13 protein-coding genes and 4 tRNA genes are annotated in these 19710 nt (G+C 34.9%); 4 read left to right on the forward strand and 13 right to left on the reverse strand.

The window, feature by feature from the left end; genetic code table 11:
- Positions 1 to 198 precede the first annotated feature (198 nt).
- Both gyrA and ABJ955_RS11060 read left to right on the forward strand, forming a co-directional pair.
- Positions 199 to 2724 carry a DNA gyrase subunit A gene (gene gyrA / locus ABJ955_RS11055; RefSeq protein ID WP_347374685.1) on the forward strand — a complete coding sequence of 842 codons (2526 nt, stop codon included), beginning with the start codon at positions 199 to 201 and terminating at the stop codon, positions 2722 to 2724.
- A 10-nt stretch (positions 2725 to 2734) separates the two neighbouring features.
- Positions 2735 to 3997 (forward strand): tetratricopeptide repeat protein, encoded by a 1263-nt coding sequence (locus ABJ955_RS11060; RefSeq protein ID WP_347374686.1) that lies wholly within the window; start codon positions 2735 to 2737, stop codon positions 3995 to 3997.
- Positions 3998 to 4047: 50 nt separating this feature from the next.
- Here the strand turns inward: ABJ955_RS11060 and ABJ955_RS11065 are convergent, their stop codons facing one another.
- Both ABJ955_RS11065 and ABJ955_RS11070 read right to left on the reverse strand, forming a co-directional pair.
- On the reverse strand, positions 4048 to 4797 hold the full coding sequence (locus ABJ955_RS11065) for a C40 family peptidase (protein WP_347374687.1): 750 nt from the start codon (positions 4795 to 4797) through the stop codon (positions 4048 to 4050).
- Positions 4798 to 4827: 30 nt separating this feature from the next.
- Positions 4828 to 6006, reverse strand: coding sequence for an acetyl-CoA C-acyltransferase (locus ABJ955_RS11070; protein WP_347374688.1), 1179 nt, complete (start codon positions 6004 to 6006; stop codon positions 4828 to 4830).
- A gap of 129 nt (positions 6007 to 6135) precedes the next feature.
- On the opposite strand from ABJ955_RS11070, the gene ABJ955_RS11075 reads away from it, so the two are divergent.
- Positions 6136 to 8181, forward strand: coding sequence for an HDIG domain-containing metalloprotein (locus ABJ955_RS11075; RefSeq protein WP_347374689.1), 2046 nt, complete (start codon positions 6136 to 6138; stop codon positions 8179 to 8181).
- Positions 8182 to 8225: 44 nt separating this feature from the next.
- Here the strand turns inward: ABJ955_RS11075 and ABJ955_RS11080 are convergent.
- From ABJ955_RS11080 to tsaD, 11 genes are all read right to left on the reverse strand, one after another.
- A tRNA-Lys gene (locus tag ABJ955_RS11080) sits at positions 8226 to 8290 on the reverse strand.
- On the reverse strand, positions 8276 to 8530 hold the full coding sequence (locus tag ABJ955_RS11085) for a GIY-YIG nuclease family protein (RefSeq protein WP_347374690.1): 255 nt from the start codon (positions 8528 to 8530) through the stop codon (positions 8276 to 8278). Before ABJ955_RS11085 ends, ABJ955_RS11080 begins: the two co-directional genes overlap by 15 nt.
- Before the next feature lie 31 nt (positions 8531 to 8561).
- Positions 8562 to 8635, reverse strand: a tRNA-Arg gene (locus ABJ955_RS11090).
- Positions 8636 to 8758: 123 nt separating this feature from the next.
- Positions 8759 to 8833: transfer RNA gene (locus tag ABJ955_RS11095), tRNA-Pro, on the reverse strand.
- A 54-nt stretch (positions 8834 to 8887) separates the two neighbouring features.
- Positions 8888 to 8971 (reverse strand) — tRNA-Ser (locus ABJ955_RS11100).
- Between the two features lie 147 nt (positions 8972 to 9118).
- Complete coding sequence (locus ABJ955_RS11105; protein WP_347374691.1) at positions 9119 to 10288, reverse strand: class I SAM-dependent methyltransferase; 1170 nt, start codon at positions 10286 to 10288, stop codon at positions 9119 to 9121.
- Positions 10289 to 10291: 3 nt separating this feature from the next.
- A complete protein-coding gene (locus ABJ955_RS11110; protein ID WP_347374692.1) occupies positions 10292 to 11386 on the reverse strand; it encodes an AI-2E family transporter in 1095 nt (364 codons plus the stop codon).
- 422 nt (positions 11387 to 11808) lie between these two features.
- The gene (locus ABJ955_RS11115; RefSeq protein WP_347374693.1) at positions 11809 to 12453 is read right to left on the reverse strand and encodes a DUF4159 domain-containing protein; all 645 of its coding nucleotides are present in this window, start codon (positions 12451 to 12453) and stop codon (positions 11809 to 11811) included.
- Between the two features lie 50 nt (positions 12454 to 12503).
- Positions 12504 to 13214, reverse strand: a complete 711-nt coding sequence (locus tag ABJ955_RS11120; RefSeq protein WP_347374694.1) for a 16S rRNA (uracil(1498)-N(3))-methyltransferase — start codon at positions 13212 to 13214, stop codon at positions 12504 to 12506.
- 33 nt (positions 13215 to 13247) lie between these two features.
- Positions 13248 to 14126 carry a bile acid:sodium symporter family protein gene (locus tag ABJ955_RS11125; RefSeq protein ID WP_347374695.1) on the reverse strand — a complete coding sequence of 293 codons (879 nt, stop codon included), beginning with the start codon at positions 14124 to 14126 and terminating at the stop codon, positions 13248 to 13250.
- A gap of 55 nt (positions 14127 to 14181) precedes the next feature.
- On the reverse strand, positions 14182 to 15204 hold the full coding sequence (tsaD, locus tag ABJ955_RS11130) for a tRNA (adenosine(37)-N6)-threonylcarbamoyltransferase complex transferase subunit TsaD (protein ID WP_347374696.1): 1023 nt from the start codon (positions 15202 to 15204) through the stop codon (positions 14182 to 14184).
- Positions 15205 to 15310: 106 nt separating this feature from the next.
- Between tsaD and ABJ955_RS11135 the strand changes: the two genes are divergently transcribed.
- The gene (locus ABJ955_RS11135) at positions 15311 to 19693 is read left to right on the forward strand and encodes a translocation/assembly module TamB domain-containing protein (protein WP_347374697.1); all 4383 of its coding nucleotides are present in this window, start codon (positions 15311 to 15313) and stop codon (positions 19691 to 19693) included.
- The last annotated feature ends 17 nt before the right edge of the window (positions 19694 to 19710 follow it).

The following is a 19710-nucleotide window of genomic DNA, read 5'->3' on the forward strand; positions in this document are numbered from 1 at the left end:
TTCCTCTTTATAATCATTTTAGTAAAAGGACAAAATATATATAGTAATTCAAAGTATAATCTATGATACTTATTAACGATTTAAACCCTAAAATTTGTTAATAAATTATTGAATAAGCGCTCGCAAAAACCCCTGTTAAACCTACAAAAATGTGTATCTTGCTCGTTAGTTTAACAACGATAAATAATCCAATTTTTTATGGCTGAAGGTGAGAAGTTAATCCCTATAAACATTGAAGATGAAATGAAATCTGCCTACATCGATTACTCGATGTCGGTCATAGTGTCACGTGCGCTGCCAGATGTTCGCGATGGAATGAAACCTGTACACAGAAGGGTATTGTTCGGAATGCACGAACTTGGAATTAGAGCTACAGGTGCGCATAAAAAATCCGCAAGAATTGTGGGTGAAGTACTCGGTAAATACCATCCACACGGAGATACCTCTGTTTATGATGCTATGGTGCGTATGGCTCAGGAATGGAGCTTGCGGTATTTGCTAGTAGACGGTCAAGGTAACTTTGGTTCTGTTGATGGAGATAGCCCAGCAGCAATGCGATATACGGAAGCAAGAATGCATAAAATATCTGAAGATATGCTTGCTGATATCGATAAAGAAACCGTTGACCATAAATTGAATTTTGACGATACTCTTAAGGAACCAACTGTGCTTCCTACACGGGTTCCAGGTCTTCTTATTAATGGTGCTTCAGGAATTGCTGTAGGTATGGCTACCAATATGCCACCGCATAATATTACTGAAGTAATTAATGGTACTATAGCCTACATTGAAGATAATGATATCGATATCGATGGGCTTATGCAGCACATTAAGGCACCAGATTTTCCTACTGGGGGAACAATCTATGGTTATGAAGGGGTTCGTGAAGCTTTTCATACAGGTCGCGGCCGTGTGGTAATGCGTGCAAAAGCAACTTTTGAAGAAGTTCAAGGACGTGAGTGTATCGTTGTTACTGAAATTCCATATCAAGTGAATAAAGCGGATATGATTAAGAAAACCGCTGATATGGTAAACGATAAGAAAATCGAAGGCATATCAAACATCCGTGATGAGAGTGATAGAAATGGAATGCGTATCGTTTATATTTTAAAGCGTGATGCAATTCCAAACATTGTTTTAAATACCTTATTTAAATATACAGCATTGCAATCCAGTTTTAGCGTAAATAATATTGCGTTGGTAAAGGGAAGGCCGCAAATGCTAAATTTAAAGGAGTTAATTCATTATTTTGTAGAGCATCGCCATGAAGTAGTAGTGCGTCGTACAGAATATTTACTTCGAAAAGCTGAAGAACGCGCGCATATTTTAGAAGGACTTATTATTGCTTCAGATAATATAGACGAAGTTATTCGCCTTATACGTTCCTCTTCAAATGCAGATCAAGCAAGAGAAAGATTGATGGAATCCTTCAAGCTTACTGAAATTCAAGCTAAGGCTATTGTTGAAATGCGTTTACGCCAATTAACAGGTCTAGAGCAAGATAAACTTAGAAGTGAGTATGAAGAATTGATGAAAACTATTGGTGATTATAAAGACATTCTTGCTAGTAAAGAGCGTAGAATGCAAATAATAACAGAAGAACTTGAAGAAATTCGCGCAAAATATGGTGATGAACGTCGTTCTACCATTGAATATGCAGGAGGAGATGTAAGCATCACAGATTTAATTGCTGACGAGCAAGTAGTTTTAACGATTTCACATGCCGGGTATATTAAGCGTACCTCACTTTCTGAATACAAAACACAAAATAGAGGCGGAGTAGGACAAAAAGCTTCTGCTACGCGAAATGAAGATTTCTTAGAACATCTTTTTGTTGGTACCAATCACCAATATATGTTGTTCTTCACCCAAAAAGGAAAATGTTTCTGGATGCGTGTTTTTGAAATTCCAGAAGGAACAAGAACTTCAAAAGGAAGAGCTATTCAGAATTTAATAAATATTGAGCCAGATGATAAAGTAAAAGCTTTTATCTGTACGCAAGATTTAAAAGATGAAGAGTATATAAATAGTCATTATGTTATTATGGCTACTAAAAAAGGTCAGGTTAAAAAAACAGCTTTAGAGCAATATTCAAGACCAAGAACAAATGGTATTAACGCGATAACAATCCGTGAGGATGATGAGCTCTTAGAAGCAAAACTTACTACCGGTAACAGTCAAGTAATGCTAGCTGTAAAATCTGGAAAAGCGATTCGTTTTGAAGAAGAAAAGACCAGACCTATGGGAAGAAATGCTTCCGGAGTTCGTGGAATTTCTCTTGGAGATAAAAACGATGAAGTTGTGGGGATGATTGCCGTAAACGAAAACGATTCAGAAATATTAGTTGTTTCAGAAAATGGATATGGCAAAAGATCTTCTATTGATGATTATCGAATTACCAACCGTGGTGGTAAAGGTGTAAAAACTATTAATATAACTGAAAAAACAGGTAAATTAGTGGCAATCAAAAATGTAACAGATGAAGATGATTTAATGATCATTAACAAATCTGGAATTGCAATTCGTATGGCTGTTGCAGATCTTCGTGTTATGGGGCGTGCCACACAAGGGGTCCGACTTATTAAAGTTCGTGAAGACGATGCCATTGCTGCTGTTGCAAAAGCAATGAAGGATGAGGAAGAATTAAATCTGGATCTAATTGATGAAAATAATCCTGGCACTGCTCTTGATACTAATGAAAATCACACCGAAAATAACGAATAAACTTTAACACATGAAAACACGAATTTTAATAACAGGACTGGCTTTTGTGTCTGCTATTTCATTTGGACAAAAAAAAGAACTAAAAAAAGCTGAAAAAGCTATAAAGTCAAATGAATACAGTGAAGCTTTAACCTACCTAACTGAAGCAGAACCATTAATTGGCGCTGCCAATGATGAAATAAAAGCGCAATTTTATGCTGCAAGAGGAGAAGCACTTTTAGGCTCTGGAAGTACTGATTTCGCTAAGTTAAAAGGTGCCGCGGAAGCATTTGGACAAGCACTTAGCTTAAATCCAGCTATCGAAGCACAAATAGCTGCTCCATTGCAAAATGTTAGAGCGGGCTTGGTTAATAGCGCAAGAACAGATTATACTTCTCAGAAGTATTTAGTGGCTTCAGATAAGCTATACACCTGTTATATGATTGATAAAAATGAATTAGAATATCTTTATTTTGCAGGACTTTATGCTCATGAAGGAAAAGATTATGACAAAGCACTTTCGTACTACCAAATATTACTTGATGCTGGTTACACAGGAGAGTCTAAAGAATTTGTTGCTACTAATAAAGCGAATGGAGAAGTAGAAGCTTTCGAGAACGAAAAACTTAGAGATTTTGCTGTAAAATCAGGTGAGTATATCAAACCTGAGGTTAAAGTTTTGGATTCTAGAAAAACAGACATTCTTGGAAACATGGCGCGAATCTACCTAGAGAAAGATGAAACTCCAAAAGCTATTGAAATACTAGAAGCTGCTCGTGCTGAAAGCCCGGATGATGTAGATTTAATGCGTTTAGAAGCTGATATTAGTAATAGGATTGGTGATTACGATAAGTACGATAAAATTATGAATAAAATTATCGCTACAGATCCATCAAACCCAGCAATATATACAAACTTAGGGGTGGCAAATGCAGAATTAGGAAAGAAAGAAAAGGCGATTGGTTATTATGAAAAAGCTTTAGAAATAGACCCTAATTACGAAGCTGCTCTAATTAACATATCAGTTGTTAAGCTTTCTTACGAAGATGCGATAAGAGAGACAATGAATAACTTAGGAACATCTAGAGCGGATAATGCAAAGTTTGACACCCTTAAAAAAGAATTAAATGAAGTGTATCGTAATGCTTTACCATATTTAGAAAAAGCATATCGAATTAGCCCTTCAAATGTAGGTGTGGTTCAAACCTTAAGTAATATTTACAGCCAACTTGGTGAGGATGCTAAGTTTAAAGAGATGAAAGCAAAGCTTGATGCTTTAAAAGCACAAGAGTAATCTACTCTTAAATAGTATATAAAAAAACCTCCGAAATTTCGGAGGTTTTTTTATACAATACGTTTAATTACGCGGAGTTTATGAGTGTGGTTTCGCATTTCGTAATTAAAAATACCACTATGATCCAATCTGTCGATACGAACTTTTCCGTGGGCGTGAATTATATAATTATCCTTCATAATAATACCCACATGGGTAATTTTTCCTTCGTCATTATCAAAAAAGGCTAAATCTCCAGGTTCGCTTTCTTCAATAAAACTTAAAGGTTCTCCTTGGCTAGCTTGTTGGCTTGCATCGCGAAGCAATTTATAACCATTTAGTTTATATACCATTTGGGTAAAACCGCTACAATCTATCCCGAAAGGTGTTTTCCCTCCCCACAAATACGGTGAATTTAAGTAGAGTAGGGCGGTTTCTATTAAATGTTCTTTCGGAAGTTTTTCAGAAACTGATTTTCCTTCAAAAACTTGTTTTAAATATTCTGAGGCAGAGACATTGCTTCCTAGGCAAATTGAAAATAATTGATTGTCTGGCGCAGAAACAAAATCAACCAAATCTGAAGAAAGGCAAAGTTTGTTTTTTTCAAAATCTGAATAATCTTCTTCCGCAATATTAAGGTATTGTTTGTTGTCTATCCAGCCTTCATAGCTATCGAAAGCCAAGCGAATACGGCTCCATTTTTTACGAGTTTCCAGTATTTTAAAATGCTCCCCATAAAGAACCTGCGTAACCAGTTCGCTTACATCAGTAGCTTCAGCTCGAAGTGGAACAATACTTAAATTGCAGATGCCGTAATCCATTCAGAAATTATTGAAGTTATTACGGCGTTTTTAGATTCTTTCAATTACCATTGCTGACGCACCACCACCGCCATTACAGATTGCTGCAGCACCGATTTTTGCATTATTTTGTTTTAAAACATGTAAGAGTGTAATTAAAATACGAACTCCGCTACATCCTAATGGATGACCCAATGAAACTGCGCCTCCATTTACGTTTGTGTTACTGTCGTTTAAGCCTAAAATTTTCATATTGGCAAGTCCAACCACTGAAAAAGCTTCGTTAAACTCAAAATAATCTACATCGCTAAGAGTTATACCTGCTTTAGCAATAGCTTTTGGAATTGCTTTTGAAGGTGCAGTTGTAAACCATTTTGGTTCTTGTGCAGCATCTGCATAACTTTTAATGAAAGCTAATGGAGTAAGCCCTAATTCCTTTGCTTTTGCTTCACTCATTAAAACCATAGCACCAGCACCATCATTAATTGTGGAAGCATTTGCTGCGGTAACGGTTCCATCTTTCGTAAAAGCTGGACGTAAGGATGCGATTTTATCCATCTTTACGTTTTTGTATTCTTCATCTTCTGAAACGATAATTGGTTCGCCACGGCGTTGAGGTACTTCAACAGGAATTACTTCATCCTTAAATTTTCCTTCTGCCCAAGCTTTTGCGGAACGTTTGTATGATTGCATAGCGAAAGCATCTTGGTCTTCACGTGAAAAATTATATTCGGTTGCGCAAAGATCTGCACAAGTTCCCATTGCCTTTTGATCGTATGCGTCCACTAATCCATCTTTTTGCATACCATCAAGTAAAGTGGCTGGGCCAAATTTTGTGCCACTACGCATATGTACATAATGAGGAATATTACTCATGCTTTCCATACCTCCAGCAACCACAATATCAGTATCACCAAGGGCGATTGATTGTGCTGCTTGCATTACGGCTTTCATTCCTGAAGCGCATACTTTATTGATAGTTGTAGCAGGAACGGTATCAGATAGCCCCGCACCCAAAGCAGCTTGCCTTGCAGGCGCTTGCCCAACTCCAGCTTGAACCACATTCCCCATATAAACTTCTTCAACTAATGTAGGGTCTAGGTTTATTTTTTCTAAGGCCCCTTTTATTGCTGCAGCCCCCAGCTGGGTTGCGGTGAGTGAAGAAAGACTTCCCATAAAACTTCCAATAGGGGTTCTAACTGCGGATACGATAACTACTTTAGTGCTCATGCTATTATTTTTTAATTTAAAATAAGGACTGCGAAATTACGGATTTCTAACTTAAATATCAATCTTTGTAAGTATTGGTTTTGGGATAACTCATTCCTTATTTATACCTTTACTTTAAGATATAAGTATATGAAAAACCTGTTTTCTTTTTTTGCTAAAAACCAGTCCCTTATTTATAAGGTTTTTCTTTTTGTAACCGCCACATTTTTAGTTATTTACTTTCTCCCAAAAGGCGGTCAGTTTAAATATAATTTTCAAAAAGGGAAACCCTGGCAATACGAAAACTTATATGCCCCCTTTAGCTTTACAATAAAAAAAGATGAAGATACGCTAAAGAAAGAGCGTGAGAAAATTCGGGCTAATTCAATTCCTTACTTTGAGTATGATAGTGATTTAGAATCAGATGTTTTAGAAAGTTTTAAAAATAACCTTCATGCAAAATATGTAGATAGCCTTTTTAAAACTGAAAAAAACACCGTTGAAAGATTAGGAAATATCTTTATTTCAAATATATATAAGAATGGGGTTACTAATGAAATTCATGCGTATAATGACGACAGACTTATTTATCTAAAAAAAGGCAATGAAATAGAGGAGCGAGTTTATTCGCAAATATTTAAAGAGGATCAATTAAATAAAAGAGTTAGAGAATTAGTTGAAAAAAACGAAGTTGAAGATATTCAAGCACTTATTTATAGTGTTTTAAGTGAAGTTATTGAGCCAAACGTTAAATTGAATGCAAAATTAACCGAATCAGCTATAGAGTCTGAAATTAAAGCCCTAAATCCAAACCGTGGGATTATTGAAAAAGGAGGAAGAATTATAGCGAAAGGGGAGGTGGTGGAAGGTGATAAGTTTCAGATATTAAACTCATTAAAAGCAGAATTTGATAGTCAGATATGGAGTAAAAACAATTACTTATGGCTAATTGTTGGGTATTCTATGCTTGTTTCATTAGTGTTTTTAATGCTTTTCCTTTTTCTAAAAAACTACCGCCCCTATATTTATAACAATAATACAAAGGTTACATTTATATTTTTCAACATCTTTTTGATGGTTTTCTTAACAACGCTAGTTTTGAAAGTACATGCAGACTATGTATATGTTGTTCCAATATGTATTTTACCTTTAATACTTAAAGCTTTTTTTGACCCTAGAGTTGGACTTTTTGTACATGTTTTAACGATTTTATTACTAGGTTTTATCGTCCCAAATAGTTTTGAGTATATGTTTTTGCAATTTATTGCTGGAATTGTAACAATTTTGACTGTTTCAGAATTATATAAAAGAGCGAATTTATTTATTTCAGTAGGACAAATTACACTGATTTATATTTTGGGATACTTTGCTTTTTTTGTTATCCAAGAAGGGAATATACAAACCATGGAATGGCAGAATTTCCAATATTTTATTCTCTGTGGTTTGGCAACTCTTTTCGCGCATCCCTTGATTTATTTTTATGAAAAAATTTTCGGGTTAGTTTCAGATGTATCATTGTTAGAGCTTAGCGATACGAATTCAAAATTACTTAAAGAACTTTCAAATAAAGCCCCAGGCACATTTCACCATTCCTTAAACGTTGCAAATTTAGCGGAAGCTGCTGCAAATGAAATTGGCGCAAACAGCATGCTTGTTAGAGTTGGAGCACTCTATCATGATATTGGAAAGATGTTGAATCCTACTATGTTTACAGAGAATCAGGTTAATTCAGTTAATTCACATAATGAATTAGATCCAAAGGAAAGTGCGCAAATAATTATAGACCATGTTATAAAAGGGATCGAAATAGCAAGAAAAAACAACCTTCCAGACCGTGTGATAGATTTTATTAGAACACACCATGGGACAAGTTTGGTATATTATTTTTATAAGAAAGAAAAAGAATTGCATGGCGAAGCTGTTGGGGATGATTTTTCATATCCAGGACCTATTCCTTTCTCAAAAGAAACCGCAATATTAATGATGGCTGACAGTGTAGAAGCTGCAAGTAAGAGTTTAAAAGAACCTTCATCGTCAATAATTGATGAGTTTGTTGAAAAAATAATCAACAATCAAATGGCGCAAGGTCAATTTTTGAATGCAAACATTACTTTTAAAGAAATTGAAACTATAAAAAAAGTGCTTAAGAAAAAGCTAAATAATATTTATCACCTTCGCGTTGAGTACCCAGAGTAAAAGCTAAGAAACAAAAAATCCCCTAAAAAGGGGATTGGATGTGATCGCAGAAGGATTCGAACCTTCGACCGTCCCGATTAAAAATCGGGATGCGCTATCCAGCTGAGCTGATAAGGTCTTGAATGAATTTGATTGATTTTTTCTTTTTGATAGCCAATTCTCTTGCATAAGCTTCTCTTTTGGTTGGATAAGATTCAGTGTATTTTACAACCCAATCTTTCGCTTTAGAGGTGTATCCTGAATGATTAGAAAGGTGTTTTCGTAGGCGTTCTGAAATAGGCTCACTTGTATGACCAATATAATATCGGTTCAATTCTTCAGAATACACTATGTATACAAAATAGTTCATACAAAAAATCCCCTAAAAAGGGGATTGGATGTGATCGCAGAAGGATTCGAACCTTCGACCGCCTGCTTAGAAGGCAGGTGCTCTATCCAGCTGAGCTATGCGACCATTTATTTTAGTTTCAAACTCTGCTACGTCCGTCCCGATTAGAAATCGGAATGCGCTATCCAGCTGAGTTTAAGGATAATTAAAAATAAAAAAGCCGAACAATATTACTTGTCCGGCTTTTTGTCGGGGTGGCAGGATTCGAACCTGCGACCTCCTGCTCCCAAAGCAGGCGCGATGACCGGGCTACGCTACACCCCGTAAACAGCAATTATATTGTTTACTGTAATTTTGGAGTTTTAAAACTCTATAATGCGGAGAGACAGGGACTCGAACCCTGGCGACGGTTACCCGTCGACAGATTAGCAATCTGCTCCGTTACCACTCCGGCACCTCTCCAGTTTTTTTATGAACTTAACATCCTAAAATGCGGTTGCAAATGTAAGTCTTCAGATGGAATATCGCAAACAAAAATCACGCTTTTTTTAATAAAAATTTTAAACCTGTTTAAATCAAGCAAATGGTTTTCAAAAATAATTGAAAAAATTACAATTTCGAACAGATTAACATCACTTTTTTGTCTTCTGAATTTGTAATAAAGAATAAATAAACTGCTCCACCATCAGTAATTTTCCATTTTTTACGAAGCACATCTACAGACTCGGAAAAATTTCGAGTAGTAATATTTGCTTTTTTAAAGGTGATTGCTGCTCGAATTTCAGATTTTGTATATGGAACTACTTTTTTAATGATAAAGCTTCTCCCGGGAAAGTTAATTAGTGTATCATTGGTATATAGATGGGTATGTTTTTGTAATTTTTTAATTTTTAACCTTTCTGAAAGTAAATTGAAAGCACCACTTTTTAATATCGCCGCATTGGGTTCATAAAGATATTTTTGCGGTAAACTGTATGTTGTTTCTAAAGTTTCATTCCAGGTAAAATTAAATGTCTCAATTTCGGGTTTTGTAAAATTTATGGTTTTAATGTATGGCGCGGATACTACATCTTTTTTTAATACCCAAAGCAATTCTTTTACTTCATTATTAACCGCCACAATATGAATTTCAGAAACATTTTTTAATTCGTTTAATCCAACCGATATATCGAGCATTGGTGAAGTTTTTATCAATAGCTTCTTACAATTAGTTAATAATGCATGAATGTTTTCTGGAACATTCGGCTCACAATCTTTTAAAAAAAACACTTTTCCTTTGCTTTCATGCCGGCGGGAAGGGTCTATGTAGATAACATCATATTTCGTGTTTAAAACAGCTTTCATTCCATCACTAGCAAAGCATTCAATAGTTTGTTTGCCGAATACCTTAAAATTATTTTTCACTACCTCTGAAAGCGCTGTGTTGATTTCAAAATGATGAATAGCAGCAATTTTTTCTGAAAAATAAAAGCTATCTACGCCAAAACCACCAGTTACATCTGCTAAGGTATTTCCTGAAACAAGAGAAGCTTTGTATTTCGCGGTAATTTCAGAAGAAGTTTGTTCAAGATTTAGCTTGGGAGGAAAAAAAATATTTAAAGTTTTAAACCATCTCGGAAGTTTTTTTTCAATCTTTTTTCTACTTTCTATTTGCTGAATTAATTCTTGAACTGAAATAGTTTTAAAAGGGCTGCCTGCGAAAGCGAGCTTTGAAACTTCGTGCTTGTAATTTCGAATAAAATCTTGGACTTCGTTATTTAAAAGTTTTTTGTTGTACAAGGATTACATATTTCGGGTGAGACGTTTTACAACTTTGTATTCAGAAAGAAATTCTTTTGCAATTACTTTTAAAGCGGTGTAAGTAGGGACAGCAAGGACCATTCCTGGAATGTTAAAAACAAACCCGCCAATCAAAATAACCATAAAAATTTCTAAAGGGTGGGAGCGAACACTATGCCCAAAAATAACAGGCTGTGATATAAAATTATCAAAAATTTGCGCTAGCGAATAGCCTGCAGTAGCAATTAAAAGTAATGGAAGTAGCCCAGATGAAAAATCTGCCCCTAAATTATTTGAAACCACAACAAGCAACACCAATACCCAACCAATAACTGGGCCTAAGTACGGAACTATATTTAGAAATGCACAAATTAAGGCAACTGCCACGGCGTCATTTATATCTAAATATAGTAATAAGACAGAATAAAATAATGAGAGAATAAAAATCTGTATTAAAAGCCCGATGAAATAGCGCGACAGCAATTCTTTAATTTTAATTAAGATTCTTTTAAATTTTTCTTCATCACCAGTTTTGGCAAAAGCGAGTACCGACCGCGCAATAAGACTTTCATCTTTTAAAAGAAAAAAGGAAATAAATAATACGGAGAAAACTCCAATAATCGTGCTTGCAAGGTTTCCGAAGAAAATATCTATAAAGCTTGGTATTATTTCAACGTTTAGGTTTTGAATATAGGTAGTTCTTTTTATGGCTTCAACCAATTGAAAATGTTCTACACCAAGGTAATCGCTAGCTTGGATATTTAGTTCATTCAAATCTTGTTTAACTTGCTCAAAATCTATTTGTGAAATGTGCTTTCCTTGTTCAATAATTATTGGAATAAAAATGCTAAGTAATAAACTGAAAGTTCCAATTATCATTAGAAGTGTTATCACAGAAGCAAAAGTATTCCTAAATTTCAGTCTTCTTTTTAAAAAAAGCACAACAGGTCTTCCGATTAGTGATAAAACAACCGCAAGGCCAATGTAGAGAATTAGCGCTTGAATTTCGAAAAGAAACCATATAAAAACAAAAACAGCCGCCAAGACAGCGAGTGCTTTTAATATGCCAATAGTTATAGCTTTTGCAGTGGTTTTCACTTAGTAAATATACTATTTTCCATTGTAGGAAAAACCAAAGTTTTGTTAAGGAATGAAACTGTTAGGCGTCAAAATTGCGCTATTTTTTTCTTGGAATCATTATTTTATTGAAGTCACTAGCTTTTTTATAAGCGTCAAAGTAAAGCCAAATAGGGATAGTGATTGTTAGTGTAGCTATAAAACCAAAGACAAAAATAGTTCCTGTAAGTAATACTGCTAAAATAAAAGATAATACACCTACACTTTTTGAGGGCTCCGCAAAGATTCGATTGATGTGTTTTTTTTTCTAAAATCCCACAACTTGTACATCGATTATTAATCTCGTCGCCAACTTCTTTTTGAAGTTCAAACCTGTTCTTGGCGGTTGTTTTTATGAAATTTTTCTTTTTGCAAGATTTACAATAGTAACTAAGTTTCATTGGTTAATTTTCAAACACATACTTAATAATATTGGCGCCCATTTGGAGTGCTTTTAGTCTAACATCTTGTGGGTCGTTATGAACTTCTGGGTTTTCCCAGCCATCGCCAAGGTCGGTTTCAAAAGTGTAAAGGAGTACCAATCTATCTTCCGCATAAATACCAAAAGCCTGTGGGCGTGCGCCATCGTGTTCGTGAATTTTTGGTATTCCTTGCGGGAATTTATAAAAATATCCAAATATAGGATGATTTGCGGGAAGCTCTTTTAGTTCTGCATTTGGAAAAATTTTTACGATTTCTTTTCGGATATATTGGTCAATCCCATAATTATCATCAATATGAAGAAAACCACCGCTAATAAGGTAATTTCGCAGGTTTAGAGCTTCTTCAGCAGAAAAGTAAACATTTCCATGCCCCGTCATATGTATAAATGGATAATCAAAAATATCAACACTTCCAGGGGTAACAGTTTTTGTCTTTTCCTTTAGTGCGGTACCTATAGTTTCATTGCAAAATTTTGCAAGGTTGGGAAGGGAGGTAGGGTTGGAATACCAATCGCCACCACCGCCATATTGCAGTAAAGCTATTTCTTGAGCAGCAATATTTCCGATGAAAAATGAAAAGAAAACTAAATAAAGTGTGATTCGCATAACTTCAAAAGTACAATTTCAAAAAAGAATTATTAATACGGTTTGTTTTTTTATTCATTGATAAAAGCTACGCTATGGCAGGCAACAACGGCAGCGGTTTCAGTGCGTAAACGACTTTCTCCTAAAGTAACTGGAATAAAGCCTGCTTTTTTTGCTATTTCGATTTCATTTGAAGAAAAATCACCTTCAGGACCAATAAGAATAGTTGTTTTCTGGTTTTTATTTAATACAGATTTTAGTGATTTTTTATCGGTTTCCTCACAATGCGCAATGTATTTTAAAGCTTCAGATGTTTTTTCGGTATTTATAAAATCTTTAAACGAAATAGCTTCCTTTAAAATTGGTAGGTATGCCTTTAAGGATTGTTTCATTGCACTTTGAAGTATTTTTTCGTACCGTTCTGGTTTTATTATTTTTCGTTCGCTATGGTCGCAAATTATTGGACTTATTTGAGTTATTCCTATTTCAGTAGCTTTTTCTAAAAACCATTCATACCGATCGTTCAATTTTGTGGGGGCAACGGCCAAATGAAGTTGGTAGGATAGTGGTGACTGTTTTTCTTCAGAAAGAATTTTCACCAAACATGCTTTTGGGTTTGCATTGGTGATTTCTGCATCAAAAAAAGAACCTTTTCCATTTGTAATTTTAAAAGTATCACCTTCATTCATCCTTAAAACCTTAACAATATGACGGCTTTCTTCCTTATCGAAAATTATTTCGTTAGCAATTTCTGAAATATTTGGATTGTAGAAAAGTTGCATTTATTTTTTTATTAATTGAGCTTTAGATATTACTTAATTAGACGCTAATTCTGGTCTTTTTCCAAGCTGCCACATTAAAATGCCACCAGTTATAAACATCCATATAGCATATGCTGCAGTGGGAATTCCCATTTCCACATTGTTTAATATGGTTGTTGCAATTACAATTGCTAAAGTTCCGTTTTGTATGCCGCTTTCAATAGTAATGGAAATTGCGCTTTTAAAATCCAATTTAAATACGCTAGCCGTTAAGTATCCCAAGCCCATAGTTAGTAAATTTAGTAACAAAGTAACCAATCCAACTTCTTTCATAGCTTTCCCGATGATGTTAAAATTTGCGGCAACCACGGCTAGGAAAACTAAAATAAAAATAACTGTAGAAGCAATTCGCATTGGTTTTTCCATTCGTTTTGCAAAGTTTGTTTTGAATTTACGAATGCTCATTCCGATAGCAATAGGAATGATTGTAATTACCATTATTTGAAGAATTGTATCTAAAATGGGTAATTGGATGGTGACATTGGTAGCTGCACCAAAAAATTGTAATGTGTATGATAAAATAAACGGTATTGTAAGTACACTAACAATACTAGCAATTGCAGTTAGGGTGACGGACAACGCGATATTTCCCCTGCAAACTTGTGTGATCAAGTTACTCGTTGGGCCTCCAGGACAGGAGGCTAAAATCATTAACCCTACGGCCATTATTGGTTCTAAATTAAAGATTATTGCTAATGAAAAACCAATGATTGGCAAAAATAAAAGTTGATTGGTTAGTCCAATTAAAATGGTTTTTGGGTTTTTTAGAATTCTAGTAAAATCGGAAGTTAATAAAGTCATTCCCATGCCAAGCATAATAATAGCAAGCGATATGGGTAAAAATACTTTGCCTATTAATTCAGCTGTTGTCATAGGGTGATTGATTAGTTAGTTGAAATATATAAATTTTATTTTCAATCGTAATTTTTTAAAACTTCATCCGCGCTGAAGCAATCACATTATTTTCAGCAAAAGTATTGGTTTTGTATTTTAATTCGCCCACAATGGCAATCATGGCAGCATTGTCTGTGCAAAATTCAAATTTTGGGATATGAGTCTTCCAGCCATACTTTTTTTCAGCTTCTTGAAGGGCTTTTCTAATACCACTATTTGCTGAAACCCCACCGCCAATAGCAATTTCCTTGATTCCCGTTTTTTTTACGGCATTTTTTAATTTATCCATCAAATAATCGACGATTGTATATTGAAGGCTGGCACAAATATCTTCTATATTTTCTAAGATAAAAGTGGGGTTTTTTTCAACTTCTTTTTGCACGAAATAAAGCACAGAAGTTTTAAGACCACTAAAACTAAAGTCAAGGGGATTCACTTTTGGTTTCGGAAAATTAAAGGCTTTTGGGTTTCCTTGTTGCGCGTATTTATCTACCAAAGGGCCGCCAGGATAGGGAAGTCCAAGTATTTTAGCGCTTTTATCGAATGCTTCACCCACGGCATCATCAATGGTTTGACCAATAATTTCCATTTCAAAATAAGCAGTCACTTTTACTATTTGCGTATGCCCCCCGCTAATTGTCATAGCCAAAAAAGGAAAGCTTGGTGCTGTTTGTCCTTCTGCCTTAATAAAATGTGCTAATATATGTGCTTGCATATGGTTAACATCTATCAATGGAATGTTCAATCCCATAGCCAAAGATTTTGAAAATGAGGTGCCTACAAGTAGCGAACCCATTAAGCCAGGACCGCGGGTAAAAGCAATGGCAGATAACTGATTTTTGTCGATATTTGCTTTGCGTAATGCCTGATGAACTACAGGAACAATATTTTGTTGATGTGCTCGTGAAGCAAGTTCAGGTACTACGCCGCCGTATTGTTCATGAATAGCCTGTGTGGCAACAACATTACTAAGTATAGTGCCGTTGTTGATTACTGCGGCTGCAGTATCGTCGCAGGAAGATTCAATGCCAAGAATGTAACAATTTTTTTGTGTCAAAGCAAAAAGGGTATATTTATTGACTGTAAAATTAAAACTTTAAAAGCGTATCAAAAAACTTCGGAAAATAATAGTTCGCACCTTTGTAATCATTGTATTGCTTCTTGTGCTCATTATCATTATTTTTTCTATTCCTGCGGTGCAAACTTGGGCCGCAAAGAAAGTTACAACCAATCTTAACGAAACGTACGGTACAGATATTCAAATAAACCGCTTAGGGCTTAACTGGAAAGGGGAAGTGGATGTTCGAGAGGTGTTTATTGCCGATCATCATCAAGATACTTTAATTTATAGTAAAGAGCTACAAACAAACATTGTTAGTTTTAAAGATTTAATACAAGGAGATTTGGGTTTTGGTAGTATTGCCCTTAATTATGCCAAATTGTATGTTAAAACATACCATGGTGAAAATACAGATAACTTATCCATATTCGCTGAAAAGTTTAATACAGGAAAACCAAGTACTTCTCCTTTTACTATGTATAGCGATAAGGTGAGTTTGGCCAATAGCCGGGTGAAAATTGTTGATGAAAACCTTGAGAGTCCTGAGGTTTTTGTCCTTGATACTGTAAATATTACTGCTTCAAATTTAAAAATCCTCGGGGCAGATGTTACAACGGATATTGAAAGCCTTTCTTTAATTGCTGCTCGAGGCATTGAAATTAAAGATTTACAGGCTGATTTTTCATATACTTCTACAAATATTTCATTTAAAAATTTAAATCTTGAAACCTTAGAATCCCAAATTATTGGCGCTATAGATTTAGATTACGCAAAGAATGGAATGGCAGATTTTGTCAACGATGTTTTAATTACGGCCGATTTTAAAGACTCCAAAGTTTCAACAAACGATTTGAATGTTTTTTACAATGAATTTGGCCCTAATCAAACAATTGTTTTTGAATCGGAATTGAAGGGAACTTTAAACAGCTTTAAAGCAACTAAATTAAAGCTGGCCACTGACGATACCAATATTGAAGGTGATTTTACTTTTCAGAATATCCTAGCTGCTGAAAAAGCATATGCTATATCAGCATCAAACCATACTATTAGCACTAATTATTATGATTTACGTCGGTTTATGCCACGCGTTTTAGGCGAAGTTATTCCTGAAGAATTAAAGGAATTAAGCAATTTTAAGCTCAGTGGTACCACTTCCATAATTGGAAGTGAACTCAATACAAAGAGTGTTTTAAAAAGTGGAATAGGGCAGGCGAATATAGACCTTAATATGGGTAATATTACCGATATCGACAATGCGTATTACAAAGGTAGTGTTGTGCTTAAGGATTTTAATCTTGGGAAAATTTCAAAAACAACTTCCCTTGGCAACATGACTGCCGACCTTGATTTTGATGGCCGTGGGTTAAATAAAAACACCGTAAATGCAGAAGTTTCAGGCACGGTTTCTTCTTTTAATTTTAAAGGATATAATTATCAAAACATAGAGGTTTCAGGACTTTTAAAAAACCCTCTTTTTAATGGAGAGCTTTCCATAGATGATCCTAATTTAAAGCTAACTTTTAAAGGCTTAATAAATGCTTCATCAGATACCAATCAATTAGATTTTGAAGCAGATGTGGAATATGCTGAGCTTAATAAGTTAAACTTAATAACACGGGATAGTATATCGGTTTTTACTGGAAAAGTGGTTGTCGCTATGGAGGGAAAAACCATTGATGATGTAGCGGGAACGATTAATTTCAACCAAACTTTCTATCAAAATGAACGTGATTACTATTATTTTGATGATTTTACAGTTACTTCATCTTTTAATGGGCCAGTACGAACCATAGATATAAATTCGCCAGATATTATAAACGGGGCTATTTCGGGGGAGTTTCTAATTGCAGATATCCCAAATCTTTTTCAGAATGGAATAGCTAGTATTTATGCTAACTATATACCGCAGGAGGTAACTACAAACCAGTATATAGATTATGAATTTGTAGTTTATAATAAGATTGTTGATGTTTTCGTGCCACAATTAAAACTTGGTGATAATACGCGTATTAAGGGCTCAGTTTATTCAGATGAATCTAAGTTTGAGCTAGATTTTCGTTCTCCTGAAATATTGCTTTTCGACACTTATATAGGCAAACTAAACGTTCAGGTGGATAATGATAACCCACTATACAACACCTATATAGCTGCTGACTCTGTTTATACAGGTTTTTATAATTTAAAAGACCTTAGCGTTATAAACAAAACATTAAACGATACGATGTATGTACGTTCAGAATTTAAGGGAGGTACAAAAAAAGAAGACCTATTTAACCTTTCTCTTTACCATACAATTAACCCTGCGGGGAAATCTGTTATCGGGGTAAAAAAGTCTGATATCACCTATAAAGGAAACGTTTGGTACTTAAATGAAACCAACAACCGTTTAAATAAAGTTGTTTTTGATGATAATTTTAATGAAGTTAGAATCGACTCATTGGTATTAAGTCATAATGAGGAATTAATACAAATGGCTGGAGTAATCCGTGATTCCACATATAAAGATTTAAAAGTTCGTTTTAAAGATGTAAATGTTGGAAATATAACTCCCGAAATTGATAGTCTTCGCCTTAAAGGAAATGTGAACGGTAAGTTTGATTTTATGCAAAAAAATGGTGCGTATTATCCAAATAGTGCCGTGACTATTGATAAAGTGATGATTAATGAAATTCCGTTTGGAGATTTAATTTTAAACATTGACGGTAACGAAGATTTAACCAAATATAGAATTAACACCACTCTCACTAATAACGAAGTAAAATCTATTAATGCCGTTGGTGAAATCGATGTTTCTCCTCAAAATCCACAAATATTATTAAATGTAGCACTTAATCAATTTAATATGCAGGCATTTAGCCCATTTGGAGCCGATGTTATTACAGATATTCGCGGGTTAATTTCTGGTAGTGCTAAAGTTTCAGGAAGCTATAAATCGCCTGATATACTTGGGCGTTTCACCTTGGAAAACAGTGGGTTAAAAATACCGTATTTGAATACAGATTTTGATATTGAAAATAACGCACAAATTATAGTAACAAAGAATAAATTTCAACTAGGATATACAGAAATTATAGATACAAAGTATAAAACAGAAGGATTGCTTTCGGGGAATGCAACGCATACTAATTTTGGCGATTGGGCGCTAAACTTAATGATAGATGCCCCTGAAAGATTATTAGTTTTAGACACACCACCAGAGGAAGATGCACTGTATTACGGTACAGCTTTTATTAGCGGTAGCGCCAAAATTAATGGACCTATTGATGAATTAGAGATAAATGTAGATGCAACAACTGAAAAAGGAACGAGTTTTAAAATCCCAATTAGTGAAACGGAGTCCATCAGCGATGATTCATTCGTGCATTTTCTTTCCCCTAAAGAAAAAGAAGCGCGTATTAATGGCGAGCCTATTACTGAAGAAGCTGCAAAAGGCCTAACGCTTAATTTTGATCTAAACATAAATAAAAACGCAGAAGTTGAAGTTGTTGTTGATAAAGTAAACAACTCGACATTAAAAGGTCGCGGGGCAGGAATTCTTTTAATTGAAATTAATACCAATGGAAAATTTCAGATGTATGGTGACTTTCAAGTGTTTGAAGGTCAGTATGATTTTCGCTATGGGGGTATAATTCAACGAAATATTGAAGTTGTTCCTGGGGGAAACATAACCTGGGATGGTGCTCCAGAAAAGGCGAATCTTAATTTGAGTGCAATGTATAAAACTAAAGCAAATCCTTCGGTTTTATTAGACAATCCTTCAGCAAATGCTAAAATAGATGTGGATGTTTCTGTGGGCTTAAAAGGGGAGCTTGCGCAACCAGAATTGTCGTTTAATATTGATTTTCCTTCTGCAAGTTCTACATTAAAAAGTGAATTACAATACAAGCTTCAAAACCAAGAACAGATGCAGAATCAAGCACTTTTCCTATTGGCTTCAAACTCTTTTGTAAATGATAATTATGCCGGTTCTAATGCGTTTGCAGGCACACTGGCAGATAGAGTTTCTGGTTTGGTAAATGATCTTTTCTCAGATCAAGATGGAAAGTATACCTTAGGACTCGATTATTCTGTGGGCGATAGAACACCAAATCAAGAAACAGCAGACCGTTTAGGGATTACGCTATCAACACAGATTAACGAACGGATTCTTATTAATGGAAAGGTTGGTGTGCCGGTGGGTGGTGCTAATGAAACTGCTGTTGCAGGAGACATTGAAGTACAATGGCTAATTAATGAAGATGGTAGTTTGCGTATGAAATTCTTCAACCGGCAAGCAGATATACAATTTATAGGGGAGGATCAAATTTTTGAGCAAGGTGCAGGTATTTCGTATTCTGTAGATTTTAATACTTTTCGCGAACTCTATCAAAAGCTTTTTAATAAGAAATTGACCTTGGAGTCTGAACAACCAATCATACCACCTGACAATGATTTCCCAGTTGATTTTAAACCACATGGGACTAAAAGTGAGGAAGATGGTGAGTAGTGGAATTTGAAAGTTAA

Origin of the sequence: Aequorivita sp. Q41 (genome assembly GCF_039831855.1) — a bacterium.
Lineage (GTDB): Bacteria > Bacteroidota > Bacteroidia > Flavobacteriales > Flavobacteriaceae > Aequorivita.